The sequence below is a fragment of the Bradyrhizobium sp. LB14.3 genome (assembly GCF_040547985.1).
Taxonomy (GTDB): Bacteria; Pseudomonadota; Alphaproteobacteria; order Rhizobiales; family Xanthobacteraceae; genus Bradyrhizobium.
Genome location: NZ_JBEPQT010000002.1, coordinates 492,755 through 516,763 on the forward strand (window position 1 = coordinate 492,755; position 24,009 = coordinate 516,763).

At 63.5% G+C, this 24,009-nt stretch carries 20 protein-coding genes; 6 read left to right on the forward strand and 14 right to left on the reverse strand.

The genetic code is table 11. The annotated features are described in order from the left end of the window. Window positions 1–136 precede the first annotated feature (136 nt). Both ABIB00_RS06095 and ABIB00_RS06100 read left to right on the forward strand, forming a co-directional pair. A complete protein-coding gene (locus ABIB00_RS06095) occupies window positions 137–817 on the forward strand; it encodes a site-2 protease family protein (RefSeq protein ID WP_247446798.1) in 681 nt (226 codons plus the stop codon). A 65-nt stretch (window positions 818–882) separates the two neighbouring features. Next, entirely contained in the window at window positions 883–1,305 is a 423-nt protein-coding gene (locus tag ABIB00_RS06100) for a hypothetical protein (protein WP_247447001.1), read from the forward strand. Here the strand turns inward: ABIB00_RS06100 and ABIB00_RS06105 are convergent. The 7 genes from ABIB00_RS06105 to ABIB00_RS06135 form a co-directional block, all read right to left on the reverse strand. Beyond that, the gene (locus ABIB00_RS06105) at window positions 1,293–2,108 is read right to left on the reverse strand and encodes a TonB family protein (protein WP_247446797.1); all 816 of its coding nucleotides are present in this window, start codon (window positions 2,106–2,108) and stop codon (window positions 1,293–1,295) included. The two genes, ABIB00_RS06100 and ABIB00_RS06105, sit on opposite strands and share 13 nt — an antisense overlap. A 9-nt stretch (window positions 2,109–2,117) precedes the next feature. Next, window positions 2,118–2,573 carry a TonB system transport protein ExbD gene (gene exbD, locus ABIB00_RS06110; protein ID WP_247446796.1) on the reverse strand — a complete coding sequence of 152 codons (456 nt, stop codon included), beginning with the start codon at window positions 2,571–2,573 and terminating at the stop codon, window positions 2,118–2,120. Between the two features lie 3 nt (window positions 2,574–2,576). Beyond that, window positions 2,577–3,473: a tonB-system energizer ExbB gene (gene exbB, locus ABIB00_RS06115; RefSeq protein ID WP_354103716.1), complete on the reverse strand. Its 897-nt coding sequence runs from the start codon at window positions 3,471–3,473 to the stop codon at window positions 2,577–2,579. Beyond that, window positions 3,470–4,159: a Fe2+-dependent dioxygenase gene (locus ABIB00_RS06120; protein WP_354103717.1), complete on the reverse strand. Its 690-nt coding sequence runs from the start codon at window positions 4,157–4,159 to the stop codon at window positions 3,470–3,472. The genes exbB and ABIB00_RS06120 overlap by 4 nt, the downstream gene beginning before the upstream one ends. A gap of 20 nt (window positions 4,160–4,179) precedes the next feature. Continuing rightward, window positions 4,180–6,732, reverse strand: a complete 2,553-nt coding sequence (locus ABIB00_RS06125) for a TonB-dependent receptor (RefSeq protein WP_354103718.1) — start codon at window positions 6,730–6,732, stop codon at window positions 4,180–4,182. Window positions 6,733–7,038: 306 nt separating this feature from the next. Further along, window positions 7,039–9,447 carry a TonB-dependent receptor gene (locus ABIB00_RS06130; RefSeq protein ID WP_354103719.1) on the reverse strand — a complete coding sequence of 803 codons (2,409 nt, stop codon included), beginning with the start codon at window positions 9,445–9,447 and terminating at the stop codon, window positions 7,039–7,041. Between the two features lie 231 nt (window positions 9,448–9,678). Then, window positions 9,679–9,918 (reverse strand): hypothetical protein, encoded by a 240-nt coding sequence (locus tag ABIB00_RS06135; protein WP_247345835.1) that lies wholly within the window; start codon window positions 9,916–9,918, stop codon window positions 9,679–9,681. Between the two features lie 380 nt (window positions 9,919–10,298). Between ABIB00_RS06135 and ABIB00_RS06140 the strand changes: the two genes are divergently transcribed. The 3 genes from ABIB00_RS06140 (at window position 10,299) to ABIB00_RS06150 (ending at window position 15,256) form a co-directional block, all read left to right on the forward strand. Next, window positions 10,299–11,471, forward strand: a complete 1,173-nt coding sequence (locus tag ABIB00_RS06140) for an efflux RND transporter periplasmic adaptor subunit (protein ID WP_354103720.1) — start codon at window positions 10,299–10,301, stop codon at window positions 11,469–11,471. Next, window positions 11,468–14,614: an efflux RND transporter permease subunit gene (locus tag ABIB00_RS06145; RefSeq protein ID WP_354046729.1), complete on the forward strand. Its 3,147-nt coding sequence runs from the start codon at window positions 11,468–11,470 to the stop codon at window positions 14,612–14,614. Before ABIB00_RS06140 ends, ABIB00_RS06145 begins: the two co-directional genes overlap by 4 nt. Window positions 14,615–14,683: 69 nt before the next feature. Beyond that, window positions 14,684–15,256, forward strand: coding sequence for an invasion associated locus B family protein (locus ABIB00_RS06150; protein ID WP_354103721.1), 573 nt, complete (start codon window positions 14,684–14,686; stop codon window positions 15,254–15,256). A gap of 192 nt (window positions 15,257–15,448) precedes the next feature. Here the strand turns inward: ABIB00_RS06150 and ABIB00_RS06155 are convergent, their stop codons facing one another. After that, window positions 15,449–17,737 (reverse strand): arylsulfatase, encoded by a 2,289-nt coding sequence (locus ABIB00_RS06155; protein ID WP_354103722.1) that lies wholly within the window; start codon window positions 17,735–17,737, stop codon window positions 15,449–15,451. Window positions 17,738–17,844: 107 nt separating this feature from the next. Between ABIB00_RS06155 and ABIB00_RS06160 the strand changes: the two genes are divergently transcribed. Next, complete coding sequence (locus ABIB00_RS06160; RefSeq protein ID WP_354103723.1) at window positions 17,845–18,531, forward strand: TetR/AcrR family transcriptional regulator; 687 nt, start codon at window positions 17,845–17,847, stop codon at window positions 18,529–18,531. Here the strand turns inward: ABIB00_RS06160 and ABIB00_RS06165 are convergent. The 6 genes from ABIB00_RS06165 to ABIB00_RS06190 form a co-directional block, all read right to left on the reverse strand. Beyond that, window positions 18,513–19,232: an ABC transporter ATP-binding protein gene (locus ABIB00_RS06165; RefSeq protein ID WP_354046722.1), complete on the reverse strand. Its 720-nt coding sequence runs from the start codon at window positions 19,230–19,232 to the stop codon at window positions 18,513–18,515. The genes ABIB00_RS06160 and ABIB00_RS06165 overlap by 19 nt on opposite strands. Further along, window positions 19,229–19,996, reverse strand: coding sequence for an ABC transporter ATP-binding protein (locus ABIB00_RS06170; RefSeq protein ID WP_354103724.1), 768 nt, complete (start codon window positions 19,994–19,996; stop codon window positions 19,229–19,231). The genes ABIB00_RS06165 and ABIB00_RS06170 overlap by 4 nt, the downstream gene beginning before the upstream one ends. Beyond that, window positions 19,986–20,957: a branched-chain amino acid ABC transporter permease gene (locus ABIB00_RS06175; protein WP_247345810.1), complete on the reverse strand. Its 972-nt coding sequence runs from the start codon at window positions 20,955–20,957 to the stop codon at window positions 19,986–19,988. The genes ABIB00_RS06170 and ABIB00_RS06175 overlap by 11 nt, the downstream gene beginning before the upstream one ends. A gap of 13 nt (window positions 20,958–20,970) precedes the next feature. Next, entirely contained in the window at window positions 20,971–21,834 is an 864-nt protein-coding gene (locus ABIB00_RS06180) for a branched-chain amino acid ABC transporter permease (RefSeq protein WP_354103725.1), read from the reverse strand. Window positions 21,835–21,898: 64 nt separating this feature from the next. Further along, a complete protein-coding gene (locus ABIB00_RS06185; protein WP_354103726.1) occupies window positions 21,899–23,152 on the reverse strand; it encodes an ABC transporter substrate-binding protein in 1,254 nt (417 codons plus the stop codon). A 218-nt stretch (window positions 23,153–23,370) separates the two neighbouring features. After that, a complete protein-coding gene (locus ABIB00_RS06190; RefSeq protein WP_247446782.1) occupies window positions 23,371–23,733 on the reverse strand; it encodes a DUF1428 domain-containing protein in 363 nt (120 codons plus the stop codon). Window positions 23,734–24,009: the final 276 nt, after the last annotated feature.

The window sequence follows — 24,009 nt, forward strand, 5'->3', positions numbered from 1 at the left end:
GCGGCTTCGGGCCACGCGGATCATTTGCAGCGTGGCATTTCGGAACCGGCCACCCTATGTTGAGGTGAAGCGTTGCTGCACCACCGGTTTGGCTGGGTCGGCTGCATGACCGCAGGCAAACCGGGACGGACGAGCCGTGAACATTTCTTTCTATGACATATCGGTGTGGGTGCTGCCGCTGGTGCTCGCCATCACCTTCCACGAGGCCGCGCACGCCTTCGTCGCATACCGTCTCGGTGACACCACGGCCTGGCAGCTCGGCCGCGTCAGCTTCAACCCGCTCAAGCATATCGACCCATTCGGCACCGTAATCCTGCCGGCGATGCTGCTGTTTGCGCATTCGCCGTTCCTGTTCGGCTATGCCAAGCCGGTACCGGTGAATTATCGCAACCTCAACCATCCCCGGCTCGACATGGTCTGGGTGGCGTTGGCCGGGCCCGTCACCAACATCCTGCTGGCGCTCGTCGCAGCTCTTGCCCTGCACGCCCTGCCCTGGGTGCCGGCCAGCTCGGCGCAGTGGATCTTCGACAACCTCAAGAATGCGCTGTTGATCAACGCGGTGCTGGCGGTGTTCAATATGATGCCGATTCCGCCGCTCGATGGCGGGCGTGTCGCGGTCGGGCTGTTGCCCCGGCCTCTCGCCCTGCCGCTGGCCCGGCTTGAGCCGTTCGGGATGCTGATCCTGATCGGTCTCTTGATCCTGCTGCCGCTGGCGGGCTCCCAGTTCGGTCTAAATCTTGATGTTATTTCAGCAATACTGCGAACGTTGACCGGTTATGTGATTCAGACTGTTCTCATTCTGACCGGCAATGCGTAGTTGAACAGCCACACACCCGAACAGAAGCCGAAGGGCTCGAGGCCGACTTGGTCAAAGCTGCCGATATGCTGATCGCGCGACGCGCCGACACCCGCGCCCGCGCCGATTTTGCCACCTGGAAGATGATGGCCAAGCTCAACGGGTCGTCCGCGCTGCCTCCGGAAGCGCAGGAGTTCCTCGTCAGCTACAAGAACATGCTGGCGCAGATGAACGAGGGCGAGGCCACAGAGGCCATCATCGGCGTGATCTACAAGGCCTATTATTCCGAGATGGGCGGCGCAGGAACCCCGCCCGACGTCCGTCCCCGGGCGCCTGAAACGGCGTCGGACAATGTTACCGCCTTCCGCCGCCCAGAACCGAAGCCGAAAAAGGTCAGTTTCTTCGGGACAGCGACCGCAGGCGCAACCCAGAAACGTCCGCTTCCGGTGGCGCTGATCTTCGCCTGCCTGGTCGTTGTCTATGTCGCGATCAGGCTCTACTGGCGCTGAGCCGCCTTCTTCTTTTTCTTGGCGTCCGGCGGCGTGAAGATGATGTCGACGGTGCGCTCGAACCGGTCTTCGGTCAGCCCGGCCGGCGGCTGCGGGACGGGATCGGACTTGCGGACGATCGAGATCGCGGCCGTATCGTAAGCTGCATCCCCGGACGACTCCACGACGTCGACCGAAAGCACGTTGCCCCGTCGGTTGATCGCGAAGGAAACCTTGACCTTCTGATTGTTGGGCTGCTTCCCCTCCGGATTGACCTTGTGGGCCGTGAGGTGCGCGCTGATCTTGCGATTCCAGTCGGCCGTGAGCTTCAGCATGTCCTTGCCGATGCCAAGCACAGGCGCCAGCGCCTTCTCGGCCTCGCGGGCGTCCTCATCGAGTGTCTGCCGCGCCGTCGCAACGGACTGCGGCGAGGCCTCCGCAGCGGGGGTTTCAATCGCCGCGATCTTCGGGTCCTCGTCCTGCGGCTTCTTCGAGATGTTTTCGGTGACGACCCGATCGGGATCGTCGACCTGTTGCGACTGATCCTTCGGAAGCTCGGTTTCCTTGGTCTCGGCTTTTTGCTCGGGAAGCGCCTGCTGCTCCTGCATCGCTTCACTGTCCGGTCCGGGCGGAAGATCGGTGTCAGGCGCCTTCGGCGAGGCCATCTCGACGGCGAACTCCGCGCCGGCTGCCCCCAGGCCATCGTCGCCGTCATCGGTTTGTAAATGGGCCAGCGCGAGCGCGGCACCACCCAGATGCAGCGCGAGCGCTGCCACCGCTGCCAAAATCCAAAGCTTCCGGGGTGGTCTGGGTTCGTCCGACATAGCGGGCCTCTAAGGCTGAGCGGCGCCTGCCGCAGGCGCCCCCGGAGCGCCTTCCAGCGCAACCAGCTTCACCCGCGAATAGCCGCCTGCGCGCAACAGCTCCATGACGCCCATCAACTCGCCATACGGCACCGAGCGATCAGCGCGCAGGAAGACATACTTGTCCTTGCTCATGTCCGACAGGCCGTCGAGGGTGCCGATCAACTCGGCGCGGTGGACCGGGTTCTCTCCGATCGCAAGCGTCAAATCGGGCTTGATGCTGAGATAGGTCGGCTTGTCCGGCTTCTTCTGCGGCGTCGCGCTCGACGTCGGCAAATCGATCGGCAGGTCGACCGTGGAGAGCGGCGCTGCGACCATGAAGATGATCAGCAGCACCAGGATGACGTCGATGAACGGCGTGACGTTGATCTCATGCGTCTCGCCGAAATCATCGTCGTCGTCATTGTCTGCGAGCGAAACGCCCATGGTTCACTCCGCCGCGCGCGAATGCACGCTGCCGTGGCTGCGGTCGAGATCGCGCGAGAGCAGCCGCCCCGCCGCGCCCGAGGCACGGCTGACGAGTTCGAGATAGCTCTTCGTCACGCGCGAGAAGTAGTTGTAGATGATGACGGCGGGAATGGCGGCGACAAGGCCGATCGCGGTCGCGAGCAGCGCCTCGGCGATGCCGGGCGCGACCACGGCGAGATTCGTGGTCTGCGACTTCGAGATGCCGATGAAGCTGTTCATGATGCCCCACACCGTGCCGAACAGGCCGACGAAGGGCGACGTGGAGCCGATGGTCGCGAGCACACCCATGCCGACGCGGATGCGCCGCGCCTCCGCGCGCACGATCTCGGAGAAGCTCGAGGCGGCCCTCTCCTTGATGCCGGTATCGCTGGACAGGCCGGCCGACATCCGCGCCTCGCGTAGCGCCGCCGCCAGGAACGACGGCAGGATGCCCTCCTTGGAGCCGAGTGCCATCTGCGCTTCCGCGAGCGAGCGCGCCTCCGCAATCTTCTTCAGGGCCGAACGAAGCTTGGTCGAGGCAACCGACAGCTCGATCGACTTGGCGATCAGCACCGTCCAGGTCATCAGCGATGCGAAGGCGAGCCCGATCATCACCGCCTTCACGATGATGTCCGCCGACTGGAACATCACCCAGGGCGACAGTTCCTTCATGGCCGGCGCGATGCCGACCGCCGCATCGGGCTTTGCCACCGCCGGCGCGGCGGCTGAGGGAGCCGCGGCGGGCGCGGCCGGCTGAGCTGTCGATTGGACCGGCGTCGCCGGCGGGCTTTGTGTCTGGGCAGAAACAGGGGATGCGAGCCAGGCGGCCGCCAACATCAAGGCTGCGGCAACGCTTGCTTGGAAGGACATGATCTTCATACTTCGGCCCAGTAGCGAATGAGGTTGTGATAGATACCCGTCAATTTGACCGTTTCGGGATCGTCACGCCCGAGCCGTTCCACCAGCGCCTGAATCGCGGTGTCGAGGTCAAAGATCATGCTCCGGGCTTGATCGTCCCGTATCATGCTCTGAAGCCAGAAGAAAGACGCAACCCGCGTTCCCCTCGTCACCGGGGTGACGAGATGGAGGCTGGTCGAGGGATAGAGCACGCAGTCCCCGGCTGGCAACTTGACTTCGTGCGAACCGTAGCTGTCCTCGATCACAAGTTCGCCACCGTCGTACTCCTCCGGCTCGGCCAGGAACAAGGTGACCGACAGGTCTGTACGGATGCGAAGGCCGGTCAGGCGGTCGCCGCGGATGGCATTGTCGACATGCAGCCCAAAATGGTGGCCGCTGCTGGCCGCATAGCGGTTGAATAACGGCGGGAAAATCTGGAGCGGAATTGCCGCCGCGATGAAGCGCGGGTTCGACGTCAGCGCCGAGATGATGCGGTTGCCGAGTTTTCGCGCGACCTCGCTGTCCGGCGGCAATTGCTCGTTGCGCTTGACCATCGCCGACTGCGAGCCGGCGGTGGAGCGCCCGTCTTCCCATTCGCTGGCGTCCATGATGCGGCGGAAATCCGCCACATCATCCTTGCTCAAAACGCCTTCAATGCATGTCAGCATGGCACCTCGTCATGACTTCATCAGTAGCGCGCCGAGATCACCAGATAGGCGGCGCGTCCCGGTGCTTCCAGCACGAACGGTGCCGCGCTCTGGTACAGCGCGTCGTAGTAGCGCTTGTCGAAGATGTTGTTCACGAACAGCTTGACCTGCCAGTTCTTGTTGATCTTGGCCTCCGCGAACATGTCGAAGCGCCAGTAGCTTGGGATCGACGTGCCCTGGTTGGCCGCGAGCAAGGTGCCGCCGTAGATCTTCGAGCGGTAAACCGCCTGCCCGCCAAGCTCCCAGACATCGGTGAGCTGGTATTTCGAGAGCAGGCTGAACGACTCGTGCGCAACATTGGCGAGCGGACGGCCGACGTTGGTGGGATACAGGGTCTTGTTCGCGGACGGCGCCAGCGACTGCGTCACCTCCGACTGCATCAGTACGAGACCGCCGAATACGCTCCACTTGTCGGTGATCTTGCCACCGACACCGAGATCAATGCCGCGGATGCGGTAGGCTGCGCCGGCCGTGATACAGGACACCGAGCCGGTAGTCGCCGGTACAGTTACTGGATAGGGACAAGTCGCCGTTGCCGTTGCCGCGGTAATGTTCTGCGATTCGCGCGCGTTGTCCTTCGTGGTCTGAAACAGCGCCGCCGTCAGCAAAAGGTGACGGTCGAACAACTCCCATTTCGTGCCGAGCTCGATCGCCTTGTTCTTCTCCGGCCCGAAAATCTGGTTCGTACTGCCGTTGAGGACGGGTGTGAGACCACCATAAGCGGTGCTCGTCCCATCGAACTCGGCACCGACGGGATTCGCTGAGGTCGCATACGCCACGTAGACGCTGCCATTCGGAAGCGGCTTGAGCGTGAGACCGAGGTTGAAGTTCGGAATCAGGAACTCGGCAGACTGCTGGCCAAACTGGCTCACGCCACCGACCGTTCCGTATCCCGACGTGTTGATCTGGTAATTATCGTAGCGGAAACCGCCGTTGAGGATCAGGAGGTCGCGATAATTCGCGCTATCCATGACGTAGCCGCTGACGGTGTCGATGCCGATTTTGGTCGGCAGCCCTGCCAGCGCGAGCGCTTTACCGGGCAAAAACGTATCTTGGGGAAAGAAGACGCTGACGCCCGTCGGCGAACCGGATGGGCTTACGGGCACTCCGTTCCCCTCCGAGGTGAGCCCGAGATATTTGTCGATCGACGATCTCTCGCGATCGACTTCAATTCCCGCCAGCGCGGTATGCTTGAACCCGGCCCCGTCCTGGAATTTGTAGGTCGCCTCCGTCTGGTTGGCGATCACGTCGGTGATCTGGAGACGGCTTTGCGGATTCATCGTGAGCGTCGAAGCCGAGAGCGGGGTGGCGTTGATCGGGCTCTCCGGCAGCGTTCCGACGTAGTTCTGCGTCGAGCGCGACGCACGGAACCTGTTACTGACCATCAGGTCCGGGGTGATCTGCACTTCAGCGTTGAGCGAACCGATGTCCTGGCCGGTCCGGTAGAAGTCGCGATTGATCTGGCCATACCAGTTGTTGCGGTTGGCGCCGAAGTCCGGGAACGGACCGCCGGCGGTCGACGCGGTGCTCGGCCGATAATAGGGCACACCGAAGTCCGGAACTCCCGTCAATTCGGTATGAATGTAACCAGCCGTGACCTTGACAGCATCGACAGGCTTCCAGGTCGTCGCGACGAAAGCGCCATTGCGATTGTCTTTGACGAAATCGCGCCCGGCGACATCGGCATCCTGGAACAGACCGCCGGCACGAACGGCCAGTGTCGGGTTGATCACCTGGTTGACGTCGAGGGTGACACGCTTGGTCTGGTCGGTGCCAAACGTGGTGTCCATGTTGTAGAAGCTCTTCTCCGTCGTCGCCTGCTTGGTGACGATGTTGATCGCACCACCGGCGACACCGCGACCGGCAAAGGTCGAGCCGGGACCGCGCAGGATCTCGACCTGCTCGGTGAAGAAGTTCTCACGAACGCTCACGCCGGGATCGCGAACACCGTCGATGAAGATGTCGTTGCGGGCGTCGAAGCCGCGGATAAAGAAGCGGTCACCGAAGGCGTTGCCGCCCTCGCCTGTTCCAAGCGTCACGCCAGCCGTACTCAGGATCGCCCGTTTCAGCGACGTGGCGTTCATGTCCTCGAGCACATCCTTTGTAAGCACAGTGATCGATTTTGGCGTGTTGAGGATCGGCTCGGGAAATTTGCCTGACGCCTGCACCCGGGTCGCCATGTAAGGCGCGGCGGGATTTGCGTACGGATCACGGTCGGCCGCAAGACCGCCTGGATTGACGACTGGCGCCGTTGCTGCCTGCTGCCGCTGCGCAGCACGCCGAAGCGCATTGCGCGCGCGGACCTGGTCGGCCGCCGGTTTCGAAGCCACGGGGCGCGGACGCTGGACCGGCGCATCGACCGTCACCGGCGGCAGGTTCGACTGCTGCGCCTGAGCCCCGCTCGAAACTGACGCGACGGCGATCAGACTGGCCACTGCAGAAACGGTCTTGCCCGTCGCAGCATCCAAATTGTTGCCGAATGATTTCCGAACAGCGACCGGACGCAACGATCGCGGTGTTTTCGTCATGCTCATCACACGCCCCGCAGTGTTTTTGCTTCCATTGGCCGCGTTGCGACAACGCGACGCACCGGTGCTATCGGGCGTATTGATGGGGGTCAACGCGATCACGGCAACACAGCGGAGGAATCCGCCCATTTCAAAGCAATTCTAAACTTGCCAGCGCGTCACTTTGTAAGCGTTCTAATCTCGAGTTTGTAAGCGTTCTAAACTGATGCCGATTTTGTCCCTCGGACACCGGTGGCACGCACTCTCACCATCGGATGCGGGAGGTGGAGGGATGCCCGCCATGGCGGACATCCCAGCCTTGGATAGACGAAATCAGAACTTCGCCGTCGTCACGAGATAGAATGCCCGGCCCGGCGCGACCGCCACGAACGGCACGGCGCTGCGGTAGAGCGTATCGTAGTAGAGCTTGTTGGTGAGATTCTGCGCGTAGAACTTCATGGTCCAGTTCTTGTCGATCTTCTTCTCGACGAACGCGTCGAAGCGCCAGTAGCTCGGGAGCTCGTTGCCGGTATTGGCCGCGAACGTCCCGCCATAGACTTTCGAGCGGTACACCGCCTGCCCGCCCAGCTCCCAGCCGCCGTCGAACTTGTACTTGGTCAGCATGCTGAACGACTGGTGCGCGACGTTGGCGAGCTGCAGGCCGAGGTTGGAGGCGGTGTTGCTCTGCGTGACCTTCGACTGCATCAGCACGATACCGCCGAAGATGCTCCAGCGATCGGTGATCTTGCCCTCGGCCTCGATGTCGATGCCCTGGATGCGGTAGGCAGCGTTCGACGTGAGCAGGCCCGCGGCGTTTGTCTCGCGCGCATTGTCCTTCGTGGTCTGGAACAGCGCAGCGCTGACCAGCAGGTGACGATCCGCCAGCTCCCATTTGGTGCCGAGTTCGGCGGCCTTGTTGCGCTCGGGCCCGAGCAGGATAGCCGTGTTGGCCGGAACCCCACCGTAGTCGGTGCCGGTCGCGTCAAGCTCCGAGCCGAACGGATTGGCCGAAGTCGCATAGGCCGCATAGACGCTGCCGATCGACGTCGGCTTGTAGACCAGGCCGACGTTGTAATTGACGAGGTCGGCGTTCATTTTCAGGTAATTCGGCGAGTTGGTCGACGAGCTCATGTTGTAGCCGTCGTAACGGATGCCGCCATTGACGATGATCGTGTCCTGCCAGTTGGCGGTATCCATGACGTACACGCTGCTGGTGTTGACACCATAGCGCGTCGGATTTCCGGTCAACGACGGCGATCCGAACGGGATGTTGGTGTACTGGGGGGAATAGAGATTGACCCCTGTAACGGCGCCGGTGCTGGTGAAGGCGCTGCCGGCCAATTCCGACGCGAGGCCGGCGTAACGGTCGATCGAGATGTTCTCGTTCGCATATTCCACGCCGAACACGGCAGTGTGCCTCACTCCGCCGGTGTCGAGCTTGAACGTGGCCTCGTTCTGGTTGGCCCACACGTCCACGTTCTGCAGCCGGCTCTGCGCGCTGGCCGTCGTGGTCCAGAGCAAGGGATTGGGGCTGGTCGTATTCGGGTTCTGCGGCAGCGTGCCGATGTAGTTCAGCAGCGAGTGCTCGCCGCGCACTTTGCTGCTCAGCGTGATGGCCTCGTTGACCTTGTACTCGATCGTGCCGGTGCCGAAATCCTGCCGCGCGGTCTGGAAGTCGCGGTTGAGGAAGCCGTACCAGTTTCCACGCGGAATGCCGGCGGACGTCACCGGCACGTTACCCTTCTTGTAATAAGGCACGCCGAAATCCGGCAGGCCGCTGAGATCGGTATGGACGTAGTTCGTGGTGATCTTGATGTCGCTGGTCGGGGTGTACTTGGTCGAGATGAAACTGCCCCAGCGATTGTCGGTGACGTAGTCGCGGCCGGCGACGTTGGCATCCTGGAACATGCCGCCGGTGCGCACCGAGAAGGTCGGATCGATCACCTGGTTGACATCGATCGTGACGCGCTTGGTCCTGTCGGTGCCGAACTCGGTATCCATGCGCTTGAAGTTGGTGTCGCCGGCCTGCTTGGTGACGATGTTGATGGCGCCGCCGGCGGTGCCGCGGCCGGCATAGGACGAGGCTGGCCCGCGCAGAATCTCGATTTGCTCGGTGAAGAAGTTCTCGCGGATCGAGACCGCGGGATCGCGGATGCCGTCGATGAAGACGTCGTTTCGCGCGTCGAAGCCGCGGATGAAGAAGCGGTCGCCGAAGGCGTTGCCGCCCTCACCCGATCCCAGCGTCACGCCGGCGGTCGAACGGCCGATCTCCTTCAGTGTCGTGGCATTCTTGTCCTCGAGCACTTCCTTGCTGAGCACCGTGATGGTCTTCGGCGTGTTCAGCATCGGCTCGGGAAATTTGCCGGAGGCCTGGACGTGGTCGACCTTGTAGGGCGCCGCCGGATCGGAATAGGGATTGCGATCGACTTCGCCGGCCCGGACCGTGGGCGCGGTCTGCTGCGCCGCCTGCTGCCGCTGCGCGGCGCGCCGAAGCGCATTGCGCGCGCGGACCTGATCCGGCGTCGGCTTCGAAACCGCGGGACGCGGACGCGCGACGGGAGCGTCGACCGTCACCGGCGGCAGGTTCGACTGCTGCGCCTCTGCGCCGCTCGACACCGACGCCACCGCGATCAATCCTGCAACGGCAGAAACCGCCTTGCCAGAATGCCCATCGAACTTGTTCTCAACCGAATGCCCCCCTGCGATCGAACGCAACGATCGCGGCACAACTGCCAGCTCCATCCCAACGCACCCCATCTTGAATTCATCGATCCGCAACATGCGCGATGAACGATGGGCCGGTGCTATCGATCGAGAAAATGCAGGTCAATGCAGTGTGATCCGTTCGATCACTTGAAATGGTCCAGTTCAAATCGATTCTAAAATCGAGCTTTGTAATCGATCTAAATCCGCGCGACATAGTGATGCAGTTGATCTGCACGCATCTTGCTCCACACGGTCGCGTGTTGCAGCTCAATCGCTGCTCGGCGGCTTCATCAGCGAGAACAATTCGTCGATGGTCTTCTGCGCCACGGCGCGCACGCGATCACTATCGTCCATGCCGGCGATGTTGACGCCGTTGACGACGGCTTTGATCTCGTCGCGGAAGTCCGTGAGGAAGCGCAGGGGATCACGCTGCTCGTTGGCAACGCGTGCGATCAGTCCCGTGATCAGAATCTGACACGCGATCAGCTTGCCGTTCAGCTCGTCCATCCTGCGCTCCCTCTGGTGGCGGGGCCGATATGAACGATGCCGATTTTCCTGACAACCGAAACGGCCTCTGCACGGTTTAGAACCGTTCTTGTAAAGCGTCCGCCCCGGCGGCTCTGCGCGGCGCCATTCAGCGCGGCGCACACCGCTTTCGAGCATTGCACAAGGTTTGCACGCTGATCGTTCACGCCGGGAAAATGCAGTGCTGCACACCGTAGCGCCACGGAGCTGCCTAGACAGTGCAAAGCTTTCCAATTGTTTAGGATTCTCAACCGATAGTGCTGTTTACTCTGGAACTTGGCGTGTATTATACAGGCGCCTTGGAACCCAATGATTGCCCTCATAATTCGTAGCTTAGGGCACGAGAGCCGACACGAGACGATATGAAAAAGTCCCGGCCGATCCTCTGGATTCTGATCATCGCGGCCGTGGCCTCCGCGGGTTACTATGGTTGGCACAAATTCGGCTCGTCCGACGCCGCAAAAACCCAGACCGCACAGAAGGGTCCGCAGCGCCCGCCCGCCATCCTTGTGAGTGTTTCGCCGGTCCAGAAGGTCGACTTCCCGGTCTACCTGACCGGTCTGGGCACGGTTGCGGGCTTCAACACCGTACAAGTCCGGACGCGGGTGGATGGCCAGATCGACAAGATCGCCTTCACCGAAGGCCAGATCGTCAAGCAGGACGAGCTTCTCGTCTCGATCGATCCCCGTCCCTATCAAGCCACGCTCGATCAGGCCAAGGCCAAGAAGGCGCAGGACGAGGCGAATCTGGCCAACGCCAATCTCGAGCTCCAGCGCGCCATGAAGCTCGGCGAATTCGCCACCGCACAGCGGGTCGACACCCAGCGCTCAACGGTCGCCCAGCTCACTGCGCAGATCGCCGCCGACGATGCCGCAATCTCCAACGCCCAGACCCAGCTCGACTACACCCAGGTCAAGGCACCGATCACCGGCGTCGCGGGCCTGCGCCAGGTCGACGTGGGCAACATTGTCAACGCCTCGACGCAGACCGGCATCGTCACAATATCGCAGGTCGAGCCGATCTCGGTGATCTTCACGGCGCCGGAGGATCAGCTTCCCTATATCAGCGAGGGCCAGAAGGCCGACGCGCTCAAGGTGATCGCTTTCACCACCGACGGCAAGAAGACGCTGGCCGAGGGCAAGCTCGCGGTCATCAACAACCAGGTCGACACGAGCAGCGGGACGATCCGGCTCAAGGCGGTGTTCGACAACAAGGACCACGCGCTGTGGCCCGGGCAGTCGGTGTCGACGCGCCTTCTGGTGCGCACCTTGAAAGATGCGACCGTCGTTCCCGATGACGCGGTCCAGCACTCCACCAACGGCCTCTATGCCTATACCGTCAATCAGGACAACAAGGCCGAGATGCACAAGATCAAGGTCAGCTACGGCATCGACGGGCGTTCGGTCATCGACGAAGGGCTGACGCCCGGGCAACAAGTGATCACCGGCGGCCAATTCAAGGTCCAGCCGGGAAGCCTCGTCTCCACGGCCGTGGCGAGTACGGATCCGGCCCAGAACAAGGTTCGACAGGAATGAACGCGGGAGGGATTTCGGCACCTTTCATCCGTTATCCCATCGGCACCTCGCTGCTGATGGCCGGCATTCTCTTCGTCGGTCTCGTCGCCTATCCCCTGTTGCCGGTCGCGCCACTGCCGCAGGTGGACTTCCCGACCATCCAGATCACCGCCAATCTGCCGGGCGGCAGCCCGGAGACCATGGCCTCGTCGGTGGCCCAGCCGCTCGAACGGCAATTCGCCCAGATCCCGGGCATCGCCCAGATGACCTCGACGAGCTATCTGGGCACCGCGTCGATCACGATCCAGTTCGACCTCAACCGCAGCATCGACGGCGCCGCCAATGACGTGCAGGGCGCCATCAATGCCGCGAGCGGCCAGCTGCCGAAGAATCTGCCCTCGCCGCCGACCTACCGCAAGGTCAACCCGGCCGACGCGCCGATCCTGCTGCTGTCGGCGACCTCCGATACATTGCCGCTGACCAGCGTCAGCGACGCGGTCGATGCCCAGCTCGCCCAGCAGATCAGCCAGCTCTCGGGCGTCGCGCAGGTGTTCATCGGCGGCCAGCAGAAACCGTCCATCCGCATCCAGATCGATCCGGCGAAACTCGTCGCCAAGGGCCTGTCGATGGAGGACGTGCGCAGCCAGATCGCGATCACCACGGTCGACAGCCCCAAAGGCAATATCGACGGCCCGAAGCGCGCCTACACGATCTACGCCAACGACCAGCTGACCCAGGCCAAGGACTGGAACGACGTCATCATCGCCTATCGCAATGGCGGTCCCTTGCGAATCCGCGACATCGGCCAGGCGGTCAGCGGCGCTGAAGACGCCAAGCAGGCGGCCTGGGCCAATGGCAAGCGCGGCGTGTTCCTGGTGATATTCAAGCAGCCGGGCGCCAACGTGATCGAGACCGTCGACCGGATCAAGGCCACCCTGCCTCGCCTCGTGGCCGCGATACCGCCCGCGATCAAGATCGAGCTCATCAGCGACCGCACCACGACCATCCGCGCCGCCGTCGAGGACGTCCAGTTCACGCTGCTGCTGACCATTGCGCTGGTGGTCATGGTCATCTTCATTTTCCTGCGCAGTTTCTGGGCGACCGTCATTCCCACCATTACGGTTCCCCTGGCGCTGCTGGGCGCGTGCGCCTTGATGTGGGTGGTCGGCTATTCGCTCGACAATCTGTCGCTGATGGCGCTCACCATCGCGGTCGGCTTCGTCGTCGACGACGCCATCGTGATGCTCGAGAACATCACCCGCTACATCGAGGAAGGCGAATCGCCGATGGCGGCCGCCTTCAAGGGCTCCAAGGAAATCGGCTTCACCATCGTGTCGATCAGTATCTCGCTGGTCGCGGTGCTGATTCCGCTGCTGCTGATGGGCGGCATCATCGGGCGCCTGTTCCGCGAATTCGCCGTCGTGCTGGCGATGACGATCTTCGTCTCGATGTTCGTGTCGCTGACCCTGACGCCGATGATGGCCTCGCGCTTCCTGCGCGCCCATGGCGAGGTGACCCACGGCAAGTTCTACCAGTGGAGCGAGCGCGGCTTCGATGCGATGCTGCGCGGCTACGAATGGGTGCTCGACCATGCCCTCGCCTGGCGCCGCACGACGCTCGCGATCTTCTTCGCAACCCTTGCTTTGTCGGTCTACCTGTTCGTCCTGATCCCGAAAGGGTTCTTCCCGCAGCAGGACGTCGGCCTGATCACCGCGACCTCGGAAGCCTCCCAGGACATCTCGTTCGCGGAGATGCAGCGCCGCCAGGTCGAGCTCGGCAAGATCGTGATGGACGATCCCGACGTCGCAACGATCGCGATGAACATCGGCGGCAGCGGCCGCGCCGGCAACAACGGCAACATGTTCATCACGCTGAAGCCGCTCGGCGTCCGCACTACCTCGGCGCAGCAGATCATCGCGCGGCTGCGTCCCCAGCTCGAGAAGGTGTCGGGCGCCCGTCTCTACATGCAGGCGGCCCAGGACGTCCGGCTCGGCGGCCGGCCGACGCGCACGCAGTTCGAGTTCACGTTGCAGGACGCCGATCTGGCCGAGCTCAACGACTGGGCGCCGAAAATCCTCGCCAAGATGCAGACGTTGCCGCAACTGCGCGACGTCGCGACCGACCAGCAGACCAAAGGCACCACGGTTCAGCTCAAGATCAACCGCGATACCGCAGCGCGCTACGGCATCCAGCCTCAGCTGATCGACGACACGCTGTACGACGCCTTCGGCCAGCGCCAGGTCACGCAGTATTTCACCCAGCTCAACACCTACAAGGTCATCCTGGAAATCCTCCCGGAGATGCAGGGCAGCCTCGAAAGCCTGAACAAACTCTATCTGAAATCGCCGCTGACCGGGGACCAGGTGCCGCTGTCGACGTTTGCGACCTGGAGCACCGATCCGGTCCGCCCGCTCTCGATCAGTCATCAGGGCCAGTTCCCGGCGATCACGATCAGCTTCAACCTCGCCCAAGGCGTCGCGCTCGGCCAGGCCACGGAGGCCGTGCAGAAGGCGATGGCCGATCTCGGTGCGCCGCCCACGCTCAATTCGAGCTTCCAAGGCACGGCACAGGCGTTCCAGCAGTCGCTGGGCACCGTGCCGCTCCTGATCCTCGCGGCGCTGGTCGTGGTCTATCTGATCCTCGGCATCCTCTACGAGAGCTACATCCATCCGATCACGATTCTCTCGACCCTGCCCTCGGCCGGCGTCGGCGCGCTCGCGATCCTGATGGCGGCCGGTTTCGAGTTCAGCCTCATTGCTTTGATCGGCATTATTCTGCTGATCGGCATCGTGAAGAAGAACGGCATCATGATGGTGGACTTCGCCATCGCCGCGGAGCGCGACGAGCACAAGACGCCGGCGGAATCGATCCGGCAGGCAGCGCTGTTGCGCTTCCGTCCGATCATGATGACGACGATGGCTGCCCTGCTCGGCGGCGTGCCGCTGATGCTCAGTCACGGCACCGGCGCCGAGATCCGCCAGCCGCTCGGCTACGCCATGGTCGGCGGCCTGATCGTCAGCCAGGCGCTGACGCTGTTCACCACCCCGGTCGTCTATCTCTATCTCGACGAGCTCAACAACTGGTTCTCGGGTTGGGGACGTAAGGGTGACGGCGAAGGCGACGAGACGATCGCGCACGGCACCGTTAAGGAAGCTGCCGAGTAGCAACTTGCACCGCGCGCCTCGCGACGCTACAGCGAGCGAGACCCCGGTTCACGCCAACGCGGTTTTGCCATGTCCCTGCAATCCAGACTTGCCGCCCTTGCCGCCGCGCTCCTGTTGTCGACGGGTGCCGCGTATGCCCAGCAGGGCGCCAAGAAGAACGCAGCTCCCCCTGCCCCGGCGGCACAGCCCGCACCGGCTCCGACGCAACCGCAGGCTGAGGGCTCTCCGGCGCAGCAGGCCGGCTGGGTCGTGCGCTGTACCAGCGTCAGCCGCGATGCGCCGCTCGAATGCGCGATGGAGCAGAACGCGGTGCTGACCAAGACCGGCCAGACCATCGTCCTGATCAACATCCGCATTGCGCCCGACACCCGCACACCGGTGGCGCTGCTGCAATTGCCGCTCGGCCTCAACCTTCCCATCGGCGCCAAGCTCCAGGTCGACGAGGGCAAGACGGTCGATCTCCCCATCCAGACCTGCGAGAACCGCGGCTGCTACGCCTCGACCCCGATCGCGCCGGACCTGCTTGCGACCTTGCGGTCGGGCAAACAGCTCAAGGTCTCCTTCCAGAACATGGCGAAGGAAACGATCGCGATCCCGATGCCGCTCGGCGATTTCGCGGCCGCTTACGACAAGATCAAGTAGCGCGCTTCTTTTTCGCCGATTGCCGCAGGAGTTTTCCTTGCGGCCCCATCCTTCGAGACGCCCGCTTCCGCGGGCTCCTCAGGATGAGGTTTCAGCGCGCGGCAAATCCCAAACCCTCATGGTGAGGAGCCCGCCAAGGCTGGCGTCTCGAACCATGAAGGCCGAGCGCTCTCGCAGCCCGCAAGCCTGCCGTTACTGCCGAGCCATCTGCGCGTTGCCGACGGCGTCGCCGTCGAGCTTCTGGTCGTTGTGCATGGTCACGCTGACGCGCGAGAGCCGTCCTTCGAATTCGAACGGCGCCTCGTAATGCGACACCGGGCTGCCGCGGTCGCGGCCGATGTCGAGGCCGGACCACGAAATCAGCGTGTGGAATCCGAGCTGGGTCTGCAGCGATCCCGCCTTCTCACCGTCGATCAGGAGCGTGTAGTCGGTGACGCCGGTACGCGAGCCCTTGGCCGGCGGCTCCTTGCGCACAAGACGCTCAACGTGAACGCCGAGCCGCCGCGCGCCCGACGGCACCTTGCGCTCCGAGCGGACGATCTGGTGACTGCCGCCGATGTTGAGGTCGTGCACGAGATGGCCGTCCTTGACGTAGAGGCTATAGCCGGACGTCGCATCACCATGCGAGATCAGCACGCCGTCGGCACCCGCCTCGTCGATCTCGACATGCGCCTCGATCGTGTAGCTGCGGCTGCGCACATCAGGCGCGACATCGGTCGGCACATGACCCATGCCGGCATGGAAGACGAAATGATGGCGCGCACCATGGAAGCGCGCGGCATTCTCCGCAAAGCGCGGCCCGAAGCGGTCGTCGAGCGGCAGCACCTTGTGCTTCCCGGCTTCCTCCCACCATGCCGCGATCATCGCTGCCAGGCGCTCCGGTTCTTTCGCCGCAAGATCATCGGTCTCGGAGAAATCCTCATCGAGATGGAACAGCTCCCATTTGTCGCTATCGAACGGCGTGCCCGATGGATGGAAGGCGACCGCCTTCCAGCCGCCCTGCCAAAGGCCGCGATGGCCGAACATCTCGAAATATTGCGGCGAGCTCTTTGAAGGAGCGGACGCGTCCGCGATCGAACGCGCAAAGCTCTCGCCTTCCAGCGGCATCTGCCGACAGCCCGCGATCTCGGCGGGCGCCTCGATGCCGATCAGCTCCAGCAGCGTCGGCGTGAGGTCGGTTGCGTGCACGAACTGGTGCCGCAGCTCTCCCTTGGCCGCGATCTGCTTCGGCCAGTTGATGACGAAGGGATCACGGATACCGCCGCCATGGGTGTTCTGCTTGTAGCGCCGCAGTGGCGTGTTGGACGCCATCGCCCAACCATGCGGAAAATTACTGTGGGTGTCGGGCCCGCCGATGTCATCGATACGGCTCAGCTTCTCCGCGATCGGCTCCGGCTTGAAGTTGAACGGACCCATCGCGTTGACGAAGCCGAGCGGTCCGCCCTCCTGGCTGGCGCCGTTGTCGGACATCACGATGATGACCGTGTTGTCGCGGATGTTGGCCGTCTCCAGGAATGAGACAAGGCGCGCAAGATGACGATCGGAATGATCGAGCATGCCGGCAAAAGCCGCCTGCAGGCGCGTGAAGACGCGACGCTCGTCGGCCGAATGATCTTCCCAGGCTTTCACGCCGTCATTGCGCGCCGGCATCCGCGTTCCCTCCGGCACCAGCCCCATCGCCTTCTGACGCGACAGCCGCTGCTCGCGCTCGATGTCCCAGCCGTGTGAGAACGTCGCATCGTAGCTCCTGATGATCTCGGCCGGGGCCTGGTGCGGCGCGTGGCAGGCCCCCAGCGCCACCCAGGTGAGCCACGGGATGTCGGGACGATCGGCGACGTGATCACCGATGAAGCGGATCGACTGGTCGATCAGGTCCTCGGTCAGATGATAGCCATCGGCATACGTCCCCGGGGGATCGATATGCGTGTTGTCGGAGACGAGCTCCGGCGCGTACTGGTCGGTCTCGGCATCGAGGAAGCCGTAGAAGCGATCAAAACCGCGGCCGAGCGGCCAGCCGTCGAACGGGCCGGTGGCGCCGCTTTCGGTCAGCGGCGTCACGTGCCATTTGCCGACCATGTAGTTGCGATAGCCGTGGGTGCGCAGCATCTCGGCGAGCGTCCCCGCCTCGCGCGCGATCTTGCCGCGGTAGCCGGGATAGCCGGAATCGAAGTTGGCAAGGCATCCGACGCCGACGGAGTGATGGTTGCGCCCGGTGAGCAGTGCCGCGCGCGTGGTCGAGCACATCGCGGTGGTGTGGAAGCCGGAGTAACGCAGCCCTTCGGCGGCGAGCCTGTCGATGGTCGGCGTCTTGATCGCGGAACCATAGCAGCCGAAATCGGAGAAGCCGACGTCGTCGAACAGCACGACCAAAATGTTCGGCGCGCCCTCGGGCGGCCTCGGCGCCTCCGGCCACCAGGGCTTTGAGTCCGCAACCGTCTTGCCGACGGTGCCGCGGAACGGCGTGCTGCTGCCTGCGCTCATCTGATCCTCCCTGTCGGCTTGCCTGGATGGCCGCCGACGGCCATGGTTGACCTGCGGCTCGTCCCCGCCTAAACTATAATCCGAATTATGGTTATGATTTGACCCAGATGCAAGCGCGGAAGCAGCCAGGTTCGGAACAGCCCGGGTTTCGTGATTTCGACCTGCCCGGCGTCGTCCCGTCGCGCCAGAAGCGCAGCCGCGAGACGACGCTGGCGCTGCTGCGCGCCGGCGCGGAGATGCTGCGGAGGCGCAGCCTCGCCGAGCTTTCGATCGAAGCGCTCTGCACCGAAGTCGGTGCCACCGTCGGCGCCTTCTACAGCCGCTTCGAAGGCAAGGAAGCCTATTTCAACGCGCTGATGGCACTGGCCGCGCGCGACGGCGAGCAGCGGCTGGCCGAGATCAGGCGGCCGTCGCCCGATGCGGGCCTCGACAAGCTCTGCCAAATCATCGTCAGCGGCATCATCATCTGGATGTGCAACCACGAGGGCGTGCTGCGCGCAGCGCTCCAGCATGACGACACCCGCCCGGACAAATGGACAGCATTCAAGGCTCTTGCGAAAGCGACCACCGAACGCGCCGCTCCTCTCCTGCTGCCGGCGATGGGCAAAGGGCGTAAGGCCGCCAAGGTCCGCACCATCGCGTTCGGCTTCCAAATCGTGCTGGGCACGCTGGTGAATGCGATCCTCAATGATCCCGGGCCGCTGTCGCTCGGGACGAAGGAGATGGAGACGCGGCTCGCCGGCTGCCTGTTGCTGCTGCTTCAGGCGGAAATCAGTCAGTCCACCCCAAGATAAGCCTTCTGCACCTGCGGGTCCTGCGCGAGCGCTGCGGCCGTGCCTGACAGCACGCTCTTGCCGACCTGGAGCACGGTGGCGAAATCCGAGACTTCCAGCGCGAGCTCGATCGATTGCTCGGCGAGCAGGATGGTCAGACCCTCGCGATGCAGGCGGCCGAACGTCTCGTACATGGATTCGACGATCGCCGGCGCAAGACCGAGCGAGGGTTCATCCAGCATCAGCAGTTTCGGATCGCTCATCAGCGCGCGGCCGACCGCGAGCATCTGCCGTTCCCCGCCGGACATGGTGCCGGCGCGCTGGTTGCGGCGCTCCTTCAACCGCGGAAAGAACTCGTAGACGCGTTCGAGGAGCGTGGCCCGGCGCGACTTGTCGTGCAGCGGCGTTGCGCCGAGCAACAAATTGTTCTCCACGCTCTGCTGCACGAACAGCCGCCAGCCCTCCGGCGACAACGCCAGCCCCTTGCGCACGATCGCAAACGCCCTCTCGCCGGCGATGTCCTCGCCGCGAAAATGGATCAATCCGGAATGCACGGGAATGAGGCCGGCGATGGCGTTCAACGTCGTGGTCTTGCCGCCGCCATTGGAGCCGAGCAGCGCGACGACGCTGCCTTCGGGAACCTCCAGCGAGACGTCGGAGACGCCGATGAGATCGCCGTAGCGCACCTCCAGATGTTCGATCCTGAGCAACGCCCCGCTCATAGGTCCGGCCCGCCCATCAGCTCGACCGGCGTGTGGCCGGCGGCCGCCTTGGCCGCGCGCTTGCCGAGATAGGCCTCGATCACTGCGGGGTTGGAGGTGACCTCGCGGGGTGACCCACGGGCGATCTCCTTGCCTTGGTGAAACACCATCACGCGGCTCGCGAGCGACATGATCACTTCCATGATGTGCTCGACGATCACGAGCGTAATGCCGGAACGGTGGATGTCGCGGACGAGGTCGATGGCGAGTCTCACTTCATGCGCGTTGAGACCGGCCATGGCTTCGTCGAGCAGCAGCACCTTTGGCTCGGTCGCGAGCGCGCGCGCGATCTCCAGCCGCTTGCGGCCCGGCGTGCCGAGCGAGCGCGCCGGTGCATCCGCAAGCCTGATCATGCCGACCCGCTCGAGCACGGCGCGCGCCTTGGTCTCTGCTTCCTTGCGATGCGCCGTGCGCAGGAAGGCGCCGATCATGACATTCTCGAGCACCGTCATGCCGTCAAATGTCTGCGGCACCTGGAAGGTGCGGGCGAGCCCAAGCCCGGCGCGCAGCTCCGGCGTGAGGTCGGTGATGTCGCGGCCCTCGAACAGGACGCGGCCGGACGTGGTCTTGAGATCGCCGGTGAGGCAGTTGAAGAACGTGGACTTGCCCGCGCCGTTGGGGCCGATCAGGCCGAGGATGTCGCCCTGCTCCAGCGTCACGGAAGCGTCGTCCACTGCCTTGAAGCTGCCGAACGCCTTGGTGATCCCGCGCGCCTCAAGGAGCATGGCCTGCTCCCGTATCCTTGCTGGGCTTGCTGCGCCGCGTGAACAGGCTGAGCAGACCGCCCGGCTGGAAGCGCGCGATCACCACGATGATCGCGCCATAGAGCACGAAGGTGAGCCCGGCGCCCTTGCCGCCGAGCCAGCTGTTGGAGATCTCCTCCAGCGGCACCAGGATCGCGGCGCCCACCAGCGGTCCGAACAGCAGCCCTGCCCCGCCCAGCGCCGCCATGATCAGGATTTTCACCGAGATCAGGATGCCGAACCCGGACTCGGGATCGACGAAGCCGAACATCATGGCGTAGAGCGCGCCGGCGACGCTCGTCAGCGCCGCACTCAGCATGTAGGCATAGAGCTTGGTACGGCTCGCAGGTGCACCGAGCGAGCGCGCGGCCCGTTCGGAATCCTTGATGGCGCGCAGGTAAAACCCCATCCGGCTGTTGGTCATCCACCACGTGATCAGAAGCGTGATCGCGAGGATGAGCAGGAAGAGATAATAGTACGGCAGCGACGACAGGAACGAGAGATCGAAGATGTTGCGTGGGACAGTTGGACCAGATAGCCCGACGGCCGCGCCTAACCAGTCGGTGTTGGTGACGATCAGCCGCATCGTCTCGGCCACAGCGATCGTCGCCATGCTGAAATAATGGCCGGACAGGCGCAGCGTCGGCACACCGATGATCGCAGCCAAGCCCACGGCCAGCACGATCCCGCCGGGAATGCCGAACAGGGGCGACAGGCCAAATTTTACATAGGACCCCATCGCGGCATAGGCGCCGCAGCCGAAGAACACGACGTGTCCGACCGAAACCTGGCCGGCATAGCCGCCGACGATGTTCCAGGCCGACGCCGCAATCGCATAAAGCAGCACCAGTGCGCCCAAGCGCTGCTGGAACGGCGAGGACAGCAGCAGCGGATAGGCGATCGCAATCGCTGCGACGACCGAGAGCCAGATCAAGCGCCGCATCACAGCTTTCTCATCACATCTTCCCCATCAGGCCCTGTGGCCGGAACCAGAGGAAGAGCAGGAACAGGACATAGACGACGATGTCCTTGTAGATCGCGCCGATCAGATAGCCGGATAGTGACTCGATCACCCCGATCAGGAGCCCTGCGACGAGCGCGCCGGGCACGCTCCCAAAACCGCCTAGCGAAACCGTGACGAAGGCGACGATGCCGAGCGTCTCGCCGACGGTCGGCACGATGTAGAAGAAGTTCGCAATCAGCGCGCCGGCAAGCCCGGTGGCGCCCGCCGCAATCGCCCAGGCGATCGCCTGCATAGTGTCGGGCCGGATGCCCATCAGCTGAGCCGCGGTTTGATCCTCCGCCACCGCCAGCATTTTCGAGCCGAGCGAGGTCCGCGTCAGCAGCAGATGCAGCCCGAGCGTCACGAGCAGCGCGACCACGCCAGCAAGCAGCCGCGAGGCCTCGATGCGCAAGCCGGCAAACGCATAAGTGCCGCCCACGATATTCGGGGGCATCGACAGGAAGTTGGCGCCGAACCACCAGAACACGGAATAGCGCAACAGCAGCGCCAGGCCGAAAGTGCCGAGGATCTGCGCCAGCATCGGCCCCTTCATGATGTCGCGGATCAGGGCGAAATAGACCACGATACCGACCGTCGCGAGCAGCAGCGTCGCCAGCGGCGCGCCGAGGATCGGCCCTCCCCCCAACAGCGTGTAGACGACGTAGGCGACGTACATGCCGAGCATGACGAAATCGCCATGCGCGAAATTGACGATGTTCATCATGCCCCACACCAGCGTGAGGCCGGAGGAAAACAGGGCGTAGACGGCGCCAAGCAGAAGCCCGCCGACGATCACCTGTACGAGTACAAAGGACATGAGCCGCGTTGCTCTGATCAAATCATCATGGGAATGGCGGAGCGCGCAGCCCCGCCTTTAAATCTCACCAGCCCTTGTAAGGCAGCACAGGCGCCTTCTCGGCATTGGCCTTGGGCCACACCGCGGTGTAGTTCTCGCCGTCCTGGAGCTGGATGATGAGGCCGGAGGCGAGCACGTTCTGGCCCTTGTCGTCGAACTTCACGCCCTTGTAGCCCATCATCAATTGCTCGGGCTTCAGATCCGTCGCCTTCAGCGCGGCCTGGATCTTGGCGGGATCGGTCGAGCCGGCGCGGTCGATCGCGTCGGCCAGCACGAAGAAGCCCTGCATCTGGCGGCCGACGGTGTCGTCCATCTCCTCGCCGCTCTTTTTCTTGTACATGTCGGCGATGATGGCGGACGGCGAGTCGGACGGTCCCACCGCCCAGGACGAGCGATTGAAGACGCCCCGCGAAATCTTGCCGACCGCCTTGATGAAGGACGGATCGGAATAGCCTGCGTCGTCGGCGAGCAACACGGGCGGCTTGTAGTCGAGCGACTGCATGGTCTTGGCGAACAGGATCGCGTCCGACGTGTAGCTGATCATGATGATGACGTCGGGCTTTTTCTCCTTGAGCTGGAGCACCTGCCCCTGCAAATCGGTCGCATTGACGGGATAGGCGACGTCAATTGCGATGGCCTGCCCCTTATCCTTGAAGGCGGCGCTGATGGTGTTGGCGACCGAGGTGCCGTATTCGGTGTTGTCGTGAACCAGTGCGATTGCATCGGTCTTGGCACCCTGCGCCTTGATGTCGGCGAGGAAGTCGACATAGGCCTTGGCGAAGTCGGTGGCGATCGGCGTCGTGCGGAAGAACCATTTGAAACCGCGCTCGGTGAGATTGGCGGCGACCGACTCGGAGTTCAGAAAGGGAATGCCGTATTTCTCGGCGATCGCGCTCGAAGTCAGCGTGACGCCGGACTGATAGGAGCCGAACAAAGCGGCCACCTTGTCCTCCGTGATCAGACGCAGCGCCTGGTTCTGGCCTGTCGCCGGGTTGCCCTGGTTATCCGCGAACACGATCTCGATCTTGGCGCCGCCAAGGCCGGAAAGGCCTGCGTTCTTCGCCAGCGGCAGAGTGCCGAGCTCGGGATGGGCGTTGTTGATGATGTCCATGGCGACCTCGAGCGCCGCCTTGGCGTGCGCGCCGATCGAGGCGGTGCCGCCGGACATCGGCAGGATCGCGCCGATCTTGACGACCTTGTCCTGCGCTCGCGCGCCTGAAGCGAGCACAAGGGACATCGCGGCCGCGCAAAGCAGCCCGGTGACGTGCTTCAATCTCATGAAATCAGACCTCCCAAAGGGTTTCCCCAACCAGGTTTTTTTTGGAAAGCTCGGCTAAGCGCCCGCCTCCGTTTGATTATGCCTGGTGATGAGAGGATGGCATGCCGGCCCGATACCGGCAAGGTGAAACGAACTGCCACGATGCTGCATAAGCAAGCACCGTTTATAGGGTGGGTTAGCGCCAGCGTACCCACCCTACGAGGCTGCGCAGCGTGCGCTCACCCCACCACGTCGCTCGCCCTCAGCAGTGTCGTGAAGCCGCCATAGATCATGCGCTTGCCGTCGAACGGCATGCCGTCCAACTTCAGCCGGGGGTCCGCCATCACCTTCTTGTTGACGGCATCGCGAGTTTCGCGGTCGCGATAGACGATCCAGGAGAACACCACGATCTCGTCCTCCTTCGCCATCACCGCGCGCGGAAACGAAGTGAGCTCGCCATAGGGCACGTCGTCGCCGATGCATTCGACATAATCCAGCGCGCCGTGCTCCATCCAGATCGCGCAGGCCGTTTTCGCCAGCGCCTTGTAGGGCTCGATCTTGTCCTTCGGCACGGCCAGCACGAAACCATCGACATAGGGCATCACGGATCTCCTTGGGTTGCATGTCCAAGGACGATGCAGCGCGCGCCGATCCGACTGGGAAACGTGATTTTCCGATGAGGCAAACCGTCGCGCGCCGCTGCGGCGCGCCGCCGGAGCCTGAGATCCGGCCGCTCACGCCCCCGATTGGACCGCAAAACACACCTGCACCGGAGCGCTTGCCAGCCCACAGCCGAGCGGGTAGAAACCCTCCACGCCTGAGCCGTGATTTGCGCGATAAGCGCCGTCGGCCACGGCCGGACAAGTCAACAAGTCATT